At 61.1% G+C, this 18,040-nt stretch carries 18 protein-coding genes; 11 read left to right on the top strand and 7 right to left on the bottom strand.

Annotated elements, in window-relative coordinates:
- Positions 1-4 precede the first annotated feature (4 nt).
- Both puuR and puuD read right to left on the bottom strand, forming a co-directional pair.
- Entirely contained in the window at positions 5-562 is a 558-nt protein-coding gene (puuR, locus tag ACJ8MK_RS00690; RefSeq protein WP_033638246.1) for an HTH-type transcriptional regulator PuuR, read from the bottom strand.
- Positions 559-1,320, bottom strand: coding sequence for a gamma-glutamyl-gamma-aminobutyrate hydrolase (gene puuD / locus ACJ8MK_RS00685; protein ID WP_043147308.1), 762 nt, complete (start codon positions 1,318-1,320; stop codon positions 559-561). Before puuD ends, puuR begins: the two co-directional genes overlap by 4 nt.
- 219 nt (positions 1,321-1,539) lie before the next feature.
- Between puuD and ACJ8MK_RS00680 the strand changes: the two genes are divergently transcribed.
- From ACJ8MK_RS00680 to ACJ8MK_RS00655, 6 genes are all read left to right on the top strand, one after another.
- Positions 1,540-2,958 carry a glutamine synthetase family protein gene (locus ACJ8MK_RS00680; RefSeq protein WP_033646355.1) on the top strand — a complete coding sequence of 473 codons (1,419 nt, stop codon included), beginning with the start codon at positions 1,540-1,542 and terminating at the stop codon, positions 2,956-2,958.
- Positions 2,959-3,266: 308 nt separating this feature from the next.
- A complete protein-coding gene (locus ACJ8MK_RS00675; RefSeq protein WP_033646354.1) occupies positions 3,267-4,637 on the top strand; it encodes an APC family permease in 1,371 nt (456 codons plus the stop codon).
- Positions 4,638-4,728: 91 nt separating this feature from the next.
- Positions 4,729-5,622 carry an aromatic amino acid DMT transporter YddG gene (gene yddG, locus ACJ8MK_RS00670; RefSeq protein WP_049213275.1) on the top strand — a complete coding sequence of 298 codons (894 nt, stop codon included), beginning with the start codon at positions 4,729-4,731 and terminating at the stop codon, positions 5,620-5,622.
- Positions 5,623-5,695: 73 nt separating this feature from the next.
- A complete protein-coding gene (locus ACJ8MK_RS00665; protein ID WP_004941292.1) occupies positions 5,696-5,968 on the top strand; it encodes a hypothetical protein in 273 nt (90 codons plus the stop codon).
- A gap of 179 nt (positions 5,969-6,147) precedes the next feature.
- The gene (locus tag ACJ8MK_RS00660; protein ID WP_103798615.1) at positions 6,148-7,020 is read left to right on the top strand and encodes a glycosyl transferase; all 873 of its coding nucleotides are present in this window, start codon (positions 6,148-6,150) and stop codon (positions 7,018-7,020) included.
- 417 nt (positions 7,021-7,437) lie between these two features.
- Positions 7,438-8,319, top strand: a complete 882-nt coding sequence (locus ACJ8MK_RS00655; RefSeq protein WP_004941293.1) for a nucleoside-specific channel-forming protein Tsx — start codon at positions 7,438-7,440, stop codon at positions 8,317-8,319.
- A 54-nt stretch (positions 8,320-8,373) separates the two neighbouring features.
- Here the strand turns inward: ACJ8MK_RS00655 and ACJ8MK_RS00650 are convergent, their stop codons facing one another.
- Positions 8,374-8,553, bottom strand: a complete 180-nt coding sequence (locus ACJ8MK_RS00650; RefSeq protein ID WP_025160261.1) for a hypothetical protein — start codon at positions 8,551-8,553, stop codon at positions 8,374-8,376.
- 443 nt (positions 8,554-8,996) lie between these two features.
- On the opposite strand from ACJ8MK_RS00650, the gene ACJ8MK_RS00645 reads away from it, so the two are divergent.
- Positions 8,997-9,482, top strand: a complete 486-nt coding sequence (locus ACJ8MK_RS00645) for an anti-virulence regulator CigR family protein (protein WP_033646351.1) — start codon at positions 8,997-8,999, stop codon at positions 9,480-9,482.
- 113 nt (positions 9,483-9,595) lie between these two features.
- The gene (locus tag ACJ8MK_RS00640) at positions 9,596-10,126 is read left to right on the top strand and encodes a chorismate mutase (protein WP_103798614.1); all 531 of its coding nucleotides are present in this window, start codon (positions 9,596-9,598) and stop codon (positions 10,124-10,126) included.
- Positions 10,127-10,129: 3 nt separating this feature from the next.
- On the opposite strand, the gene ACJ8MK_RS00635 is transcribed toward ACJ8MK_RS00640, so the two are convergent.
- The 4 genes from ACJ8MK_RS00635 to hutC form a co-directional block, all read right to left on the bottom strand.
- Positions 10,130-11,665: a serine hydrolase domain-containing protein gene (locus ACJ8MK_RS00635; protein WP_033653885.1), complete on the bottom strand. Its 1,536-nt coding sequence runs from the start codon at positions 11,663-11,665 to the stop codon at positions 10,130-10,132.
- A 245-nt stretch (positions 11,666-11,910) separates the two neighbouring features.
- On the bottom strand, positions 11,911-12,714 hold the full coding sequence (hutG, locus tag ACJ8MK_RS00630; RefSeq protein WP_103798613.1) for an N-formylglutamate deformylase: 804 nt from the start codon (positions 12,712-12,714) through the stop codon (positions 11,911-11,913).
- Positions 12,711-13,934 carry an imidazolonepropionase gene (gene hutI / locus ACJ8MK_RS00625; protein ID WP_033646347.1) on the bottom strand — a complete coding sequence of 408 codons (1,224 nt, stop codon included), beginning with the start codon at positions 13,932-13,934 and terminating at the stop codon, positions 12,711-12,713. Before hutI ends, hutG begins: the two co-directional genes overlap by 4 nt.
- A gap of 157 nt (positions 13,935-14,091) precedes the next feature.
- The gene (gene hutC / locus ACJ8MK_RS00620) at positions 14,092-14,847 is read right to left on the bottom strand and encodes a histidine utilization repressor (protein WP_049196246.1); all 756 of its coding nucleotides are present in this window, start codon (positions 14,845-14,847) and stop codon (positions 14,092-14,094) included.
- Positions 14,848-15,027: 180 nt separating this feature from the next.
- On the opposite strand from hutC, the gene ACJ8MK_RS00615 reads away from it, so the two are divergent.
- The 3 genes from ACJ8MK_RS00615 to ACJ8MK_RS00605 all read left to right on the top strand — a co-directional run bounded on the left by ACJ8MK_RS00615 (position 15,028) and on the right by ACJ8MK_RS00605 (position 18,032).
- On the top strand, positions 15,028-16,398 hold the full coding sequence (locus ACJ8MK_RS00615) for a formimidoylglutamate deiminase (protein WP_060452884.1): 1,371 nt from the start codon (positions 15,028-15,030) through the stop codon (positions 16,396-16,398).
- Complete coding sequence (locus ACJ8MK_RS00610; RefSeq protein WP_103829440.1) at positions 16,398-16,961, top strand: HutD/Ves family protein; 564 nt, start codon at positions 16,398-16,400, stop codon at positions 16,959-16,961. The genes ACJ8MK_RS00615 and ACJ8MK_RS00610 overlap by 1 nt, the downstream gene beginning before the upstream one ends.
- A 69-nt stretch (positions 16,962-17,030) precedes the next feature.
- Positions 17,031-18,032 (top strand): LacI family DNA-binding transcriptional regulator, encoded by a 1,002-nt coding sequence (locus ACJ8MK_RS00605; protein WP_041034807.1) that lies wholly within the window; start codon positions 17,031-17,033, stop codon positions 18,030-18,032.
- Positions 18,033-18,040 lie beyond the last annotated feature (8 nt).

The following is an 18,040-nucleotide window of genomic DNA, read 5'->3' as shown; positions in this document are numbered from 1 at the left end:
TTGATCAGAATGTCGTCGGCGTATGGGCGCTGATAATCCGGCAAATGCGCGCCGACGTGTTGCTGAAACTGTGGGGGATGCCGGTATTGATGGCGTAGCTCTGCCCGGCCAGCAGGTGATAGCTCTGGCCGTTGACCTGCAGCACCACTTCGCCCTCCAGCAGCGTGCCGATCTCTTCCCCCTGATGTTTGATGCGCTCGCCGGTGGTGGTGCCCGGTTCGTAGGTCTCGATCATCATCGCCAGCGTGCGGTTCGGGTCGCCGTTGTGGATCAGCTTCATCGAAACGCCCTGGCTGCCGATTTCGATCAGATCGTCACTGCCGATCACGATCTGCGGCTCCGCCGGTTTTTCCGGCTCGGCGAAAAACGCCGACAGTGACAGACCGTATACCGTCAGCAGCTTTTGCAGCGTGCTGATGGCCGGGCTGACCTTATCTTGTTCGATAGTGCTGATGGCGCTGTGGGTTAACCCAGACAGTTCGGCGACCCGGCGCTGCGACAACCCTAATTGTTGACGGATCTGCGACAGACGTTTTCCCGGTGCCAAGCTGACGTCGCTCATGGGCGTTTTTCCTTTTGATAGTTCCGACAGGCGGTGATGAAACCATCAAACAACAGGCGCGACAGGGCGTACTCGTCGCTGTTCCACTCCGGGTGCCACTGCACGCCGAGCGCGAAGGGCTGATCGCGCACGCTGATCGCCTCCACCAGCCCGTCGGCGGCGTGCGCCTCGATGCGCACGCTCGCGCCCAGGGTTTTGGCGCCCTGGCCGTGCAGCGAGTTCACCCAGAATCTGTTGCAATCCGGTATCAGTTGCGAAAGCAGCCCCCCTTCCTGAACGATGACTTCGTGGGCGGGGGCGTATTGCTGTTCCAGCGGCAGGTCGTGGTCTTCACGATGCTCCAGCAGCTCGGGTAGTTCGTACAGGCGGCGGTGCAGGGTGCCTTGGGTGGCGACCACCATCTCCTGCATGCCGCGGCAAATGGCGAAAAGGGGAATGCGCCTGTCGAACGCCTGGCGGATCAGCGCCAGGCTCAACGCGTCTCGGCCAGGATCGGCGTCAGGCTCATCGCCGTTTTCACCATAAAGGTGCGGCTGCACATTACTGGGGCTGCCCGGCAGCAAAATGCCGTCGAGTCGCGGCAGCAGTTCCGCCAGCATTTCCGGCTCCGCCAGCGCGTGCGGCAGGGCGATCGGCAGGCCGCCGGCGGCGATAACGGCATTCAGGTACTTTTCTTGCAAGGTCTGTGTGAGGTGCCCGTTTAACCTATACCTGCACATGACGACGCCGATGACTGGTCTGTTAAATATATTGTCCATGCTATCCCCTTGGTACGTTCGAAATTATGAACGATAAGCATCTCCACCGCCGATTTCGTTCAATATTCTATAAATCTAGCAGTCGATTGGGCAATATTCAAACCAAAAGTAACACTTGCAAAACAAATTTGTTTCATCTACGTTTCATTTGTGGGCATTATATTGAACAAGACGGTCAATAAACATCGACGACAGCAAAACACAAACGGCGGGTGAACCATGCAGACCAACATCGTAGAAGTGGAAAACTTTGTTCAGCACAGTGAAGAGAGACGAAGTAGCGCGTTCCAGCGCGAAGTGAAAAAGTATCTGGAACGTTATCCGTTAACCCAACATGTCGACGTACTGTTGACCGATCTGAACGGCAGCTTCCGCGGCAAACGCATCCCGGTCGGCGGCCTGAACAAACTTGAGAAGGGCTGTTACTTCCCGGCGTCGGTATTTGCGATGGATATTCTCGGCAACGTCGTAGAAGAGGCCGGGTTGGGGCAGGAGCTGGGCGAGCCGGATCACGTGTGCGTGCCGGTGCCGGGCACGCTGACGCCGTCGGCGGCGGACCCGCAATATATCGCGCAGGTGCTGCTCACCATGCTGGATGAAGATGGCACTCCCTTTGACGTTGAACCGCGCAATGTGCTGAACCGAGTGTGGCAGCGTTTGCGTCAGCGCGGGCTTTCCCCCGTGGTAGCGGTAGAGTTGGAGTTCTATCTCATCGATCGTCAACGCGACGCGGAGGGCTATCTGCAGCCGCCGTGCGCGCCGGGCACGCAAGAGCGCAACACCCAAAGCCAGGTGTATTCCGTCGATAACCTCAACCATTTCGCCGACGTGCTGAGCGAGATCGATGAACTGGCGCGTTTGCAGGGCATTCCGGCGGACGGCGCGGTGGCGGAGGCGTCGCCGGGGCAGTTCGAGGTCAACCTGCACCATACCGACGACGTGCTGCAGGCCTGCGATCACGCGCTGGCGCTGAAGCGGCTGGTGCGCATGGTGGCCGAGAACCACAACATGCAGGCGACCTTTATGGCCAAGCCGTATGAGGAACACGCCGGCAGCGGCATGCACGTGCACATCAGCATGCTGAACGCGCAGGGCAACAACGTGTTTGCCGACGACGACGGCGAAGATTCGGCGCTGCTGAAACAGGCGCTGGCGGGCATGATCGCCCTGATGCCGTCTTCGATGGCGCTGCTGGCGCCGAACGTCAACGCCTACCGCCGCTTCCAGCCCGGCATGTATGTGCCGACCCAGGCCTCTTGGGGGCATAACAACCGCACCGTGGCGCTGCGCATTCCCTGCGGCGATCGCGACAACCACCGCGTGGAGTATCGCGTGGCGGGCGCCGACGCCAACCCTTATCTGGTGATGGCGGCCATTCTGGCCGGCATCGTCTACGGGCTGGAAACCGCGCTGCCGCTGCCTGAGCCGGTGACCGGCAACGGGCTGGAGCAGGACGGGCTGCCGTTCCCGATCCGCCAGAGCGACGCGCTGTACGAGTTCGAACATCAGCCGGTGCTCAATGCATTGCTGGGCGAACGTTTCAGCCACGTCTATCTGGCCTGCAAAACCGATGAGCTGGTGCAGTTCGAGCGCCTGATCACCGAAACCGAAATCGAGTGGATGCTGAAAAACGCCTGATCCCGCTCACCCTGCGACTACCGCGCGCGTCCGGCGCATTTCATCGGCTCTCCTGTGGCCGGTGAGGCTGCGCGCTGCGGTACTGAATTTCTTCTATCACGGCGTACAGGACGCCGACGAGGAAATAACCATGACTCAGTCATTCCCATGCGCAGACGTTTGCCTGTGCCGCAGTGCCTACGGGCCGGTCGCCGGCCGCCCGACAGTGACCTCAACCCGTTTTACCCGCCGCCTGAGCAGCAGTTTCCCCGCGGCCTCTCTGAATGACGTTGCACGGTTGACAGCAGAGGACCAAGAGGGGAAATGCCATGACGATTAAAGCCACCGACGGCGGCCCGGCGGGCAAACCGCAGCTGCGCAAATCCCTCAAGCTGTGGCAGGTGGTGATGATGGGCCTGGCCTATCTGACGCCGATGACGGTGTTCGATACCTTCGGCATCGTCTCCGGCCTCACCGACGGCCATGTGCCGACCTCCTATCTGCTGGCGCTGGCCGGCGTGCTGTTCACCGCCATCAGCTACGGCAAACTGGTGCGCCAGTTTCCTACCGCCGGCTCCGCCTACACCTATGCGCAGAAGGCGATCAACCCGCACGTCGGTTTTCTGGTGGGGTGGTCATCGCTGCTCGATTATCTGTTCCTGCCGATGATCAACACGCTGCTGGCGAAGATTTACCTGACCGCGCTGTTCCCGGAAGTGCCGCCCTGGGTGTGGGTGGTGGGCTTCGTTATCCTGATTACCGCCATCAATCTGAAAAGCGTCAATCTGGTGGCCAACTTCAATACCCTGTTCGTGCTGGCGCAGGTGGCGATCATTCTGGTGTTCATCTACCTGGTGGTGCGCGGCCTGCACAACGGCGAGGGGATGGGCACGGTGTGGAGCCTGCGGCCGTTCCTCAGTGAGAATGCGCACCTGCTGCCGATCATTACCGGCGCGACCATCCTGTGCTTCTCGTTCCTCGGCTTTGACGCGGTCACCACGCTGTGCGAAGAGACGCCCGACGCCGCCAAGGTGATCCCGCGCGCCATCTTCCTGACCGCGCTGTATGGCGGGGTGATCTTTATCAGCGTGTCGTTCTTCATCCAGCTGTTTTTCCCGACCATTCAGCGTTTCCACCAGCCCGATGCCGCGCTGCCGGAGATCGCGCTGTACGTCGGCGGCAAGCTGTTCCAGTCGATCTTCCTGTGCGTGACCTTTATCAACACGCTGGCCTCCGGTCTGGCGTCGCACGCCAGCGTGTCGCGCCTGCTGTACGTGATGGGGCGTGACAACGTGTTTCCGGAGAAATTCTTCGGCTACATTCACCCTAAATGGCGCACGCCAGCGCTGAACGTGCTGATGGTCGGGCTGGTGGCGCTGTCGGCGCTGTCGTTCGATCTGGTGACCGCCACGGCGCTGATCAACTTTGGCGCGCTGGTGGCCTTTACCTTCGTCAACCTGTCGGTGATCAGCCACTTCTTCATTCGCGAAGGGCGCAACAAAAGCTGGAAGGATCGCTTCAACTTCCTGTTCCTGCCGCTGGTGGGGGCGCTGACGGTGGGGGTGCTGTGGCTGAACCTGGAGAAGAGCTCGCTGACCATGGGGCTGATCTGGGCGACGCTGGGCTTCGGCTATTTGGCCTGGCTGACCCGGCGTTTTCGCCAGCCGCCGCCGCAGCTCGAGCGGCAGCCGCAGCAATAAAATCACAGGCGGGAATTTCCCGCCTTTCTTTTTGGCGCGTGCGGCAGTAGAGTGAAAAACCTGATAAAAAATAACCCATTGGACCCGCCTTATGCCCGCTTTACCCTCGCGTACCCGCGCCACGCTGTTCGGTTTGTTGGCCATTGTGCTGTGGAGCAGCGTCGTCGGCCTGATTCGCAGCGTCAGCGAAGGGCTGGGGCCGATCGGTGGCGCGGCGATGATCTACAGCGTCAGCGCGGCGTTTTTGCTGGTGGCGCTCGGCGTGCCGAAATGGCGCAGCTTTCCGCGGCCTTATCTCATCGTCGGCAGCCTGCTGTTCGTCAGCTACGAGATCTGCCTGTCGCTGTCGCTCGGCTACGCCAATACCCGCCTGCAGGCGATAGAAGTGGGCATGATCAACTACCTGTGGCCCTGTTTCACCGTGCTGATGGCGCTGGCGCTCAACGGCCAAAAGGCGAAATGGTGGCTGCTGCCGGGGCTGCTGCTGTCGCTGTTCGGCATCGGCTGGATCATGAGCGGCGAGGGCGGCTGGTCACCGGCGCAGATGCTGGCCAACGTGCGCAGCAATCCGCTCAGCTACGGGCTGGCGTTCAGCGGCGCGGTGATCTGGGCGCTGTACTGCAACCTGACCAAGAAGATCGCCCAGGGCAGCAACGGCGTGGTGCTGTTCATTGTGCTGACCGCGCTGGCGCTGTGGCTTAAATATGCCTTCAGCTCGGAAAGCGGCATGCAGTTCAGCGCCGGCGTGATCGTGGCGCTGCTGTGCGCCGGGGTGGCGATGGGGGCGGGGTATGCCGCCTGGAACGTCGGCATTTTGCACGGCAACATGACGCTGCTGGCGACCGTCTCTTATTTTACCCCGGTGCTGTCGGCGGTGTTCGCCGCGCTGGTGTTGCACACCTCGCTGACCGTCAATTTTTGGCAGGGCGTGGCGATGGTCACTCTCGGCTCGCTGATCTGTTGGCGGGCAACCCGTGGAAATTAACGGAAATTATCCGCCGTCGGCGCAATGTTGAACTAGAATTTAACTAGCCATGTTGCCTGAAGGAACGACGACGATGAGAAGCGACATTCAATTTATTCAACAACCCGAAATCGACGTGCATCACTACGAGCGCGGCGATACCGTGCGCCTGACCACGGCGAATCTGCGGCATGAATATCAGCTTGACGTTTATATTTTGCGCCGCGACGACAAGCTGATTTACGGTTCGGTCGTCGCGGCGGCGCCCAAGACCGATATCCCGGTCGCCAGCTGGGAGGTGAAAAACGGCGAAGAGGTGGCGTTCCGCCAGGAAAACATCGCCAAGGCGGTGCCGGCGGTGAACTGAAGCGCAGCGATTATGGCGCAATTACGCTGAATGACGGTTAATAAATTAAAGGAATCAATTTATTGTTTCCACTGGCTGCGTTTTTCGAGGATGAGAAAGCGTTTTATTTGTCATTAGGAGACTTCTGAAATTGTTGGTAACATATGCAGGTTATATAGCGTGCTATAGGGATATATTTTATGACTCCACCTGCGGATATTGCACGAGTTTTTATCGGGTGTGATCCAAATGATTGCGATTTGGAACAGATGATGGTTTTGGAGTACAGCTTGCGTAAGCATGCTTCAATACCTGTTCAAATTGAGTGGATGCGTTTGTCGCGAGACCCTGCCAGTTCTTGGTATTCTCAAAACGGCGGCGAAGGTTGGACCACCGAGCGTTGGGCGACGCCGTTCTCTGCGTTTCGCTGGGGAATTCCCGCTTTCTGTAACTTCCAGGGCCGGGCATTTTACTCTGATGCGGACGTGCTGTATCTCTGCGATATCGCAGAGATTTGGCATCATCCGATGAAGGAGGGCACGGCCATTTTGGCCGCGGGTTCCGGCAAAGATCTCCGCTTGGGGGAAATGCTGTGGGATTGCGAGGCAGCGGCGCGATTCTTGCCGCCGCTGGACGAGTTGCGCCGCGATCCATTGGGGCATAAAAAAATGCAGCGGTTCTTTGAAGAACATCCCGAGTTCGTTGAGCCGTTGAAACCGGAATACAGCAATCTAGATGGTGACGATTTGCCATTGGAAGCGTTGAAGGCGTTGCATTACTCAGATATGAGCAGCCAATTTTCCCACCGTTACTCGCTTCCGAGACTGCGGGCTGAAAGCCGCGAGCATTGGTTTGATGGCAAGATCCACAGCCATTATCGCGATGATCTGCGCGAACTGTTCGAACAATACTATCGCGAAGCGCTGCAGGCCGGTTATACCCTGGAACAGTACCAGAATGTGCAGTTATTCGGCGGTTTCAATAAGCAATCCCAGAAAAAATATGATGGCAATCCGATTACGCGCAAGAAACAACCTTTTTTGCGCCGCGTCTTGAGCGGTTTGCTGGATTAGTTGATCTTTCCCTCCCTGGTAGTGTGTCGCGTGCTGGCGCCTGAGGGTATTTGTTGCGTTCACTATTCTGCGGGCTGTGGCGTTAATCGCCGCGGCCCGTCTTTTATGACTTTCAGCGGGTTTCCCCGCCGGCTACCAGCGGGTTACATTTGCTGCAATTTTCGGCTGAAAAAATGCTGTACATGACAAAAATCACAGCGAATGTGAATTTGCATGAAACATAATTTGACAAATGTGAACGCAATCGATTACCTATTCGCGAAATGCGTAACTGGATCACAGATTCTTACAGTCAGTGGTTTCTATAATGCGCGCGTCATCCGAGTTTCTGTGTGAAGACAACGCCAGGTGTCGGCAGACTCATTGTCATCTTTTCTAAACGGGCAGGAAATGGCCCTTTAAGCATGTGGTAATAAAATGAAAAAAATAGCTCTCGCAGCAGGTGTACTGCTCGCAGCGTCTTACAGTGCATCATCAATGGCTGATAGCAAAGACAGTCAATATGTCTCCGATTGGTGGCACCAGAGCGTCAACGTGGTGGGCAGCTACCACACCCGCTTCGGGCCGCAGCTGAATAACGACGTGTATCTCGAATACGAAGCCTTCGCTAAGAAAGACTGGTTCGATTTCTACGGTTACGTTGACGTGCCGAAGTTCTTCGGCGTGGGCAATACCCCGGATCGCGGCATCTGGGACAAAGGTTCCCCGCTGTTTATGGAGATTGAACCGCGCTTCTCCATCGACAAGCTGACCGGCACCGATCTGAGCTTCGGTCCGTTCAAAGAGTGGTACTTCGCCAACAACTACATCTATGATCTGGGCCACAACGCCGACGGCCGTCAGAACACCTGGTACATGGGTCTGGGCACCGATATCGACACCGGCCTGCCGATGAGCCTGTCGATGAACATCTATGCCAAATACCAGTGGGAAAACTACCAGGCCGCCAACGAGAACAGCTGGGACGGTTACCGCTTCAAGGTGAAATACTTCGTGCCGCTGACCCAGGTGTGGGGCGGCAACCTGAGCTACATCGGCTTCACCAACTTCGACTTCGGTTCCGATCTGGGCAAGGACAGCCATTGGGTTGACGGCACCGGCAAACAGGTGCGCACCAGCAACTCGATCGCCTCCAGCCATATTTTGGCGCTGAACTACGATCACTGGCACTATTCTTTCGTGGCGCGTTACTTCCATAACGGCGGCCAGTGGCAGGATGGCGCGGATATCGGCACCCCGCAGGGCCCAATCAAGTCTACCGGCTGGGGTTATTACCTCGTGGTCGGCTATAACTTCTGATTTTCCGTGTTATCAGAAACAGAAAACCCCGCCTGGCGGGGTTTTTTTTTGTCATCACTGGGCTTGTTCAACCGGGAGATGCTTCACCGGCATAAACAGCCTGCCTTTGATCACGTGACATTCATTATTTATCCAACTAATGATTTGTTCACGGCTGACGCCTTCCGACTGCGCGTAACGATGAAGATCGCCGTTAAAGTGCCGAGTGATGTATTCCATGAGGGTCATTTGCACGTCTTTTGCTCCTGAACGCCCACCCGTTGCCAGCCTGGCCACCGCGGGAGGTTGAGGTTTCTCAGACAGCGAATGTAAATTATTGGCAACCAAATCTCAACATAAAGCACCAGATTGGGGCGACAGCGGCGGGAAAAAGAATCCCGCACGGAGAGGCGGGAAGTGTTCGCTATTATCATTATGGATGATAAGAATAAGATTTGAGGTGCGACGAAAAAGAGCACGCTAACTCTTTTTTGTTACCCTCCCACGCTAGCGTAAGGCTTATTTTTCTTCAAGAAAAATCTGAGGTAAGTTTCGGAATTCTCGAGGCGTGTTGTGTTGAAACAAGCTATTGGCGCGACTGCCGTCAAACTGCACTTGTTATCTCGGAGTTTTCCTTATACTTCGTCCGGAAAAGACCCGCTATAGTCAACAGAGTCCCCCACGCAGGAATACACAACATGAACAAACGTCGTACGACCCTCACGGTGTTGGCGCTGATCGCGTCGCTGGGGTTGTCATCCGCCCCGGCCCTGGCTGACAAAGGCGGCAATGGTAACGGCAACGGTAATGGCCATGGCAACAGCGGCAATCACGGTAATAGCGGTAACCATGGCAACAACGGCAACAAAGGCAATAAAGATAAAGGCGGTTATAGAAACGACGATAATCTGGTTTCCGTCAGCCTCTCGCGCGACCGCGCCCGTTCGCTGGCGCGCAACTACGGCCTGACCGGCTACAGCTCGCTGCCACCGGGCATCGCCAAGAATCTGGCGCGCGGTAAACCGCTGCCGCCGGGCATCGCCAAAAAAGTGGTGCCTTACTCGATGCTGCGTGATCTGCCGCAGTACCCGGGTTATGAGTGGCGTATCGCCGGCGACGATCTGGTGCTGGTCGCACTCAGCACCGCGATTGTGGCTTCCGTCATCAACGGCGTGTTCGACTAAGGTTTGTCGAGCGTTATCGGGCCTCGCTGCGGCGGGGCCTTTTTATTTGCCAGCGCGGGGCGGACGTGGTGAACTTTGGGCCTTACGTTTCACTGCATCATAAGGGAGGCGCCATGTTCAGGGCGTTATTGATAGCCTGCTGTTTGACCAGTTTTCCCGCGTTGGCAGAGGGCGCAGCCGCTATCGGCGAGCTGGTGAACCAACGGCTGTCGTTGATGAAGGACGTCGCCGGTTACAAGGCGCAGCGGCATTTGCCGATCGAAGACCTGGCGCAGGAGGCGAAGGTGTTGGCCAGCGCGCAGGCGGAGGCGGGGCGTTTGGGGTTGGAGCCGGCGTCGGTGCGGCCTTTTATCGCCGTGCAGATGGACGCCGCCAAGGCGATTCAGTACCGCTATCGCGCCGACTGGCTGGCGAGCCCGGAACCCGGCTGGCAGCCGCGGCCGTTGGCGCAGGTGCGCCCGCAGATCGCACAGCTGAGCAGCCAGATATTGCAACGGCTGGCGGAGCGGCTGCGCGCCGGCCCGCTCGGCGAGGCGGATCGGGCGGCGTTTATGGCGTCAGTGGATCAGGTGAATCTCAGCGCCGCCGACAAACGGCGGCTGGCGGATGCGCTGCTGGCGGTCAAAACCGGCAGCGCACGCTGAGCGTCAGTCGCGGCCGACGGTGCTGCGGCGGAAGGTCAGCATCCGGCTGCGGTTGGCGATGAGATCCACGTTGTAACCGCGGAAATAGAGGCAAAAGCGTTTTAACCACGGGCCGTCCTGGCACTCCACCAGCATGCGGCCCTGGCCGAGCGGGCTGAGCGTCCCGGTCTGCGCCGCCGGGCCGACGCCGATATGCACCCGATCGCCGCGAATTTCAAAGGCGGTGCGATAGTGCGGGTGATACCACAGCCCCTGCACATGCTTCAGGCAGTCGCCGTTGGCCGTGACCGGCAGGAAACGGCGCGCCACATGCCCGACTTCGCCCTCGACCGCTTCGCCGGTCCACTTCAATTTGATCGGCATATGGGCGGACAGCGACACCGCGTAGCCGTCTTCGCCCTGATACAGCGGTTCATCGCTGCCCAGATAGGCCAGATTGCCATTTTTGACCTCCAGCCAGTGCGGCTCCGCCGGCGTGGCGTAAAGGCCGTCGGGGATCGCCATGCTGCGCTGCGGCAGCGGTTCGCCAAGCAGCGCCGCCATCACCTGCAAAGCCATACCGAAACTGTCGCAGTCTTCGCGGTTGGCCACCAGCGCGACGCCGGCCTGGCGATCGGGCGCCAGCAGGAAATAGGTTTTGTAACCGGCGTGGGAGCCGCCGTGGCCGAGCAAGCGCCGGCGGCCCAGCGGGGTTTGCGCCAGCCCCAGGCCATAGGCGCTGAGTTGGCCCTGATTGAGGCGGCGCGGTGCGCCGAGTTGCGCCAGCACGCCCTGGCCGGTGCCTTCGTTGGCCAGCAGCGTCTGCAGCCAGCGGGTGAGGGCGTTGAGGCTGCCGGTCAGGCTGCCGGAGGCGGAAAGGTGCAGGCCGGCGCTGGCGTGTTGCCAGCCCTGCGGCGCTCGCCAGTAACCCGGCACCAACCCCGGCACCACGTCGAACCAGCTTTCCGGCGCCCGCATCTGCAACTGCAGCGGCCGGGCGATGTGCTGTTGCACCAGTTGGTCGAAATCATACCCTTTGCTGCGCAGCGCGGCCTCCAGCAGCCGATAGCCGGTATTGCTGTAGGCGATCTCGCTGCCGGCTTCGTAGTTCAATCTTTCCAACCCCTCGACAAACTGCATCACCGGCTGCGCCTCGCTGACGGCGTGCAGCGAGATGCCGAGCAGGCCGAGCGTTTCGCGCACGTCGGGCAGGCCGCCGGTCATGTCCAGCGCCTGGCCGACGGTGACGTCCGCCAGCGCGGGCTGCAGGGCGGGCAACAGGTCACCCAGGCGTTGCTCCAGCCGAATGGCGCGATCGGTGGCGTTCAGCGCCAGCGCGGCGAAGATGTGCTTGGTCACTGAGGCGTAGCGCACCACGCTGTCGGCGGTGAAGGGGGTATTCTGCGCCAGATCGGCCAGGCCGGCGCAGGCGGTGGCGCGGAGTTGTTCGGCGTCAAACAGGGTGATGGCGCCGCCGGGTTCGCCACGCCGTTGCCAGCCGGCCAGCAATTGTTCGGCGAGGGCGCCGGCAGCGCGCCAGTTTAACGGTGTTACAGACATAGGGCCTCCAGAGTGATGGTTCGAAACGGGCCAGCTCGGCCACACGCCGCCCGGCGCTGACGAGGAGCGCGGGCTTTTCGGCTGATTGTGGCGCAGTGCGTTTTTCGTCGGCCGCTGTTTTGTGCGCTGTTTAGACCAGTCGGTGGGGAATCACGCGAAACTTTGATATGGCGCGCAGAACGCGGCTGACGATGCGGTTAAAGGCAGGGGGAGAGACAGGCGCCCGGCGGCGCCTGCAAAGGGGATCAGTTGAGTCTGGCGGCGCCGTCCAACAGGCCTTCAATCATCTGCTTGAGCAGGCGCTGCAGCGAGGCGGCGCGCTGCGGTTCGAACGCGTAAGGATACTGTTCGGACATGTAGTTCACCTGCGCCAGCTCAAGCTGGATCGCATGCTGTTGCTGCTGCGGCTGGCCGTAGGCGCGGGTGATGTAACCGCCTTTGAAGCGGCCGTTCAGCACGTGGGTGTACTGCTGTTGCTGCTCGCAGCAGGCGACCAGCCGATCGCTCAGCGCCTGGGCGCAGCTTTCGCCGCCGTTGGTGCCGAGATTGAGATCCGGCAACTTGCCCTCGAACAGCCGCGGGATCACCGAGGCGATGGAGTGCGCGTCGAACAGCAGCGCATAGCCGTGCCGCGCTTTGAGGCGCGCCAGTTCGTCTTGCAGTTGCTGATGATAAGGTTGCCAAATTTGCTGCAGATAGCCGGCGCGCTCTGCGTCCGTCGGCGCTTTGCCCGGCAGGAAGCTTGGGCGGCCGTCGAACAGCACGTCGGGATACAGACCGGTGGTGGCGGTGGTGTACAGCGGCTTGTCGTCCGCCGGGCGGTTCAGATCGATGACGAAGCGCGAATAGTTGCCGACCAGCACGCTGGCGCCCATCGCCCGGGCGAACTCGTACAGCTGTGGTATGTGCCAATCGGTATCGGGCAGCGGGCGGGCGTCGTCGGTCAGCCCGGTCTCGACCGCCGGCGTCAGTTGCGTGCCGGCGTGCGGGATGCTGATCAGCAGCGGCAGGCTGCCGGTCTGGAAGCTAAAAGGATCGCGAATGGTCATTGACGTACTTCTCCTCGGAAAATCACCGTACAGGGCAGCTGACCGCCCAACCAATAAGCCAGTTCCGCCGGCCGCGACAGCGGCCAGTGAACGAAGTCCGCCACCTTGCCGGTTTCCAGCGTGCCGTGGCTGTGTTGCAGCCCCAGCGCTTTGGCGGCGTGGGTGGTGACGCCCGCCAACGCTTCTTCCGGCGTCAGGCGGAACAGCGTGCAGGCCATGTTGATCATCAGGCGCAGCGACAGCGCCGGCGAGGTGCCGGGGTTGGCGTCGCTGGCGATCGCCATCGCCACCTGGTGCTTGCGGAACAGCTCCACCGGCGGGCACTGGGTTTCGCGCAGCAGGTAATAGGCGCCGGGCAGCAGCACCGCCACGGTGCCGGCGTCGCCCATGGCGCGGGCATCTTGTTCGGTGGCGTATTCGAGATGGTCGGCGGATAGCGCGTGATGGCGTGCCGCCAGCGTGCTGCCGCCGAGGGCGGAGAGCTGCTCGGCGTGCAGCTTGACCGGCAGACCGGCGGCCTCGGCGGCGGCGAAGACCCGCTCCACCTGCGCCGGTGAGAACGCCAGATGTTCGCAGAAGGCGTCAACCGCATCCGCCAGGCCGGCTGCCGCCGCCTGCGGGATGATGGTGTCGCAGACCAGATTGATGTAGTCGTCGGCGCGGTTGGCGTATTCCGGCGGCAGCGCATGGGCCGCCAGACAGGTGGTTTTCACCTCGACCGGCAGCAACTCGCCCAACTTGCGCGCCACCCGCAGCATCTTCAGTTCGCTTTCCGGGCTGAGGCCGTAACCGGATTTGATCTCCACGCAGGTGACGCCTTCCGCCAGCAGCGGCCGCAGGCGGAACAGCGCCTGCTCCAGCAGCAGCGCTTCATCGGCCGCGCGGGTGGCTTTCACCGTGGAAATGATGCCGCCGCCCTGCGCGGCGATCTCGGCGTAGCTCACGCCGTTCAGCCGCTGTTCGAACTCGCCGCTGCGATTGCCGCCGAACACCAGGTGCGTGTGGCAGTCAACAAAACCGGGGGTGATGATGCCGCCGTCGAATTTCACCGTTTCGTCCGCGATCAGGCCGGACGGCAGCGCCGCATGTTCGCCAATCCAGACGATCTTGCCGTCGCGCACGGCGATCGCGCCGTCGGTCAGGGTGTGATACTTGCCGTCGCGCATGGTGACGATATCGGCGCCGTGCCACAGGCTGTCACAGTGAATCTCAGACGTCATTGCTTTCCTCCGCCGGAGCCGCAGCTCCCACATGGTTGTATATACAATTAAAAACAACCTAACGCATTCATCGGGATGTCACAAGGGGCGGGCGAAATTTTGTTATCAGGATGTGATCGATAGCGGAGATGCGGGCGCAGGGCGCGCCCGCCGGGGATCAGACTTCGCTGGTGAAGCGGCCGAACAGTTGATAACGGCTGCCGGGGTACAGCAGCCGGGCCGAGGTCACCACGGTTTTGCCGGACCAGGTGCGGCGATGGATCAGCAGGCCGGGTTCGTGGTCCTCCAGCTGCAGCAGCTCGCGCTCGCGCCGGGTGGGGATCACCGCTTCGACGATGTGTTCGCCGGCGGTCAGCGGCGCAGCCTGCGTCAGGTAGGTGTAAGGCGTGACGCGGTCGAAATCCTGCTTCAGGTAATCCGGCGCCACCTGCGGGTTGACGCAGCGGTCTTCCACCTGCACCGGCACATCGTTTTCGTAATGCACGATCTGCGAGTAGAACAGCCGTTGGCCGGGGTGAATGCCCAGCGCCGTCGCTTCTTCCTCGCTGGCCGCACGGGCCTTCAGCTCGAGGATCTTGCTGCTGTGGCGATGACCGCGCGCGGCAATTTCATCGGCGATGTTGTGCACTTCCAGCAGCGCGGTATGCGCCTTGGCTTCGGCGACGAAGGTGCCGACGCCCTGCATGCGGATCAAAAAGCCTTCGCTGGTCAGCTCGCGCAGCGCGCGGTTGATGGTCATGCGGCTGACGCCCAGTTCCGCCACCAGTTCACTTTCGGAGGGCACGCGCTGGTGCGGTTGCCAATGCCCCGCACGGATTTGATTCACGATCGCCTGTTTGACCCGTTGGTAGATCGGGGCGGGGGCATCGCTCATTGCAGCCGCCAGTTGTAACACGGTCTGTTGTTCAGCCACGACGTTAACCTCGTCAAATAAAAAAATAATAACACCAGTTTACTGTTGATGTCGGCGTATGTATATGTATATACAACTAGTGGCCGTCGCGCCAGAAACTTGCCGGCGGCCGCCAAAAATTCCCGAAGGCGCGCCATCGCCGCGCCTCATTCGCCGTTACACCAACAGTGGAATACTGCCATGCCTGCTTATTTTGCCCCACGCGCTTTGCTCCCTGAGGGCTGGGCGCATAACGTCCGGCTGGACGTCGATGCGCAAGGTTATCTGACTCAAGTTACCGCCGACGCTGAGCCGCAAGGCTGCACCCGGCTGCACGGCGATGCGGTGCCGGGCATGCCGAACCTGCACTCCCACGCTTTCCAGCGCGCGATGGCCGGGCTGGCGGAAGTGGCGGGCAACCCGCAGGACAGCTTCTGGACCTGGCGCGATCTGATGTACCGCCTGGTGCAGCGCCTGACGCCGGAGCAGGTGGAGGTAGTCGCCCGTCAACTGTATATCGAAATGCTCAAGGGCGGATACACCCAGGTGGCCGAATTCCATTATCTGCATCACGACGCTGACGGCAAGCCTTACGCCGATCGCGGTGAGATGACCGGCCGCCTCAGCGAGGCCGCGCATCAGGCCGGCATCGGCATGACGATGCTGCCGGTGCTGTACAGCTACGCCGGTTTCGGCGCGCAGCCGGCGCAGCCGGGGCAGAAACGTTTTATCCAGGATACCGAAAGCTATCTGCACCAGCAGCAGGTGATTGCCCGCCAGCTGGTGGATCGTCCGTTGCAGAATCAGGGGCTGTGCTTCCACTCGCTGCGTGCGGTGGAGCTGGGCCAGATGCAGCAGATTTTGGCCGCGTCGGATCGCACTTTGCCGGTGCATATTCATATCGCCGAGCAGCAAAAAGAGGTGAACGACTGCCTGACGTGGAGCGGGCAGCGCCCGGTGGCCTGGCTGTATGACCATCTGCCGGTCGATCAGCGTTGGTGCCTGGTGCATGCCACCCATCTGGATCGCGACGAGCTGGAAGCGCTGGCGCGCAGCCGCGCGGTGGCCGGGCTGTGCCTGACCACCGAAGCCAACCTCGGCGACGGCATCTTCCCCGGCGACGCTTACCTGCAGCAGCAGGGGCGCTGGGGCATCGGTTCCGACAGCCACGTTTCGCTCAACGTGGTGGAAGAGCTGCGCTGGTTTGAATACGGCCAGCGGCTGCGCGATCAGCGCCGCAACCGTCTGACGACGCCGGAACAGTCGGCGGTGGGCGATGTGCTGTACCTGCAGGCGCTGCAGGGCGGCGCGCAGGCGTGCGGCGCGCCGATCGGCCGGTTGCAGAGCGGCTATCGCGCCGACTGGCTGGTGCTGGACGGCGACGATCCGTATCTGGCGGCGGCGCCGGACGCCTCGATCCTCAACCGCTGGCTGTTCGCCGGCGGCAAAGAGCAAATTCGCGACGTGTTCGTCGGCGGCCGGCAGGTGATCGAGCAGGGGCGGCACGCGCTGCAGCAGCAGAGCGGCGCCGAGTTCCTGCAGGTGCTGAAAACCTTTCAGCAGGAGGCGTAATGAGCCTGACCCGTTTTAACTTCGCCGCGCTGCCGGTCAGCCCGTGGCGCAACGGCGGTGGGGAAACCCGTGAAATCGTCAGCTGGCCGCCGGGCGCGCAGGATTTTGACTGGCGCGCCAGCATCGCCACCATCGCACAGGACGGGCCGTTTTCCGCCTTTGCAGGCATCGATCGTTCGATCACGCTGCTGGAAGGCGACGGCGTGCGGCTGTTCAGCGCCGGGCATATCGACCATCAATTGGCGCGCGTCGGGGAGCCGTTCGCGTTCTCCGGCGACGTGGCGCTGGAAGCGACGCTGCTGGGCGGCGCCAGCCAGGATTTCAACATCATGACGCGCCGCGGCCGGCAGGCGGCCGAGGTGCGGCGCAGCACGGCGCCCGTCACCTTGCCACCCAACCGGGCGGGCGTGCTGTATGTGCTGAGCGGGGTCTGGTCGCTGCCGGGGGGCGGCGACCTGCGGGCGCGCGAGGGCGTCTGGTGGGCGGCGCAGGCGGCGGGCGGTGAAGTGGCGCCGCTGACGGCCGACGGCGCTCTTCTGTGGGCGAACATCACAGCCTGCTAACGCAGAGTAGAGTCCTGCGCCCGGTTATGGGATTATTCACTTTTCCCCATTAATCATAAAGAAGGGCGCATGGCTTCGCTGAAAGACGTCGCAAAACTTGCCGGAGTCTCGTTGATGACGGTGTCCCGCGCCATCAATGAACCCGGCAAGCTGCGGCCGGAAACCTACCGCCGCGTCAAACAGGCTATCGACCAGTTGGACTACGTGCCGGATCTGTCGGCGCGGCGTATTCGCGGTGACGGAAATCGCGTGCAGACGCTCGGCGTGCTGGCGCTGGACACCGCCACGACGCCGTTCTCGGTGGAAATGATCCTGTCGATTGAGAAAACCGCGCGCGAGCGAGGCTGGAACAGCTTCGTCGTCAACCTGTTTGCCGACGACAACGCCGAACAGACCGTCGATCTGCTGCTGGCGCATCGTCCGGATGGGGTGATCTTCACCACGATGGGGCTGCGCGAGGTGACATTGCCGGCCAAACTGCTGGACAAAAAGCTGGTGCTGGCCAACTGCGTCAGCCCGGCGCATTCGATCGCCAGCTACATTCCTGATGACGAGCAAGGGCAGTATGAGGCCACGCGCACGCTGATCGCCAAAGGCTATCGCGCGCCACTGTGCATTCATTTACCGGCGGATACGCTGGCGGCGGGCCTGCGCCGCCGCGGTCTGGAACGCGCCTGGCGCGAAGCGGGGCGCGATGTTGAACAGCTGCGGCAGTATCATCTCGATCTGAGCGGCGGCGATCAAAGCTATCGCGATTGCGTCGCGTTGCTGGAGCGGCATTTCTCTCCCGGTCGGCGCGATTGCGACGTCGTGGTGTGCGGGAACGATCGGATAGCCTTTCTGGTGTATCAGGTATTGCTGGCGCAAGGATGGCGGATACCGCAACAGGTGGCGGTGCTGGGTTACGACAATATGGTCGGCACCGGCGAGCTGTTCCTGCCGGCATTGACGACGGTGCAGCTGCCGCATTACGAGCTGGGCCGCCTTGCGGCGCTGCATGTGATTGAGCAGCGGGAGCAGCGTGAGACGGTGAAAGTGCCTTGCCCGCTATTGGCGCGTGGTTCGCTATAAGCGCACCG

This window comes from Serratia sp. CY38905 (assembly GCF_052168875.1).
In the GTDB taxonomy this organism is placed as follows: Bacteria; Pseudomonadota; Gammaproteobacteria; order Enterobacterales; family Enterobacteriaceae; genus Serratia; species Serratia sarumanii.
This window is presented reverse-complemented; position numbering and strand designations above follow the sequence as displayed.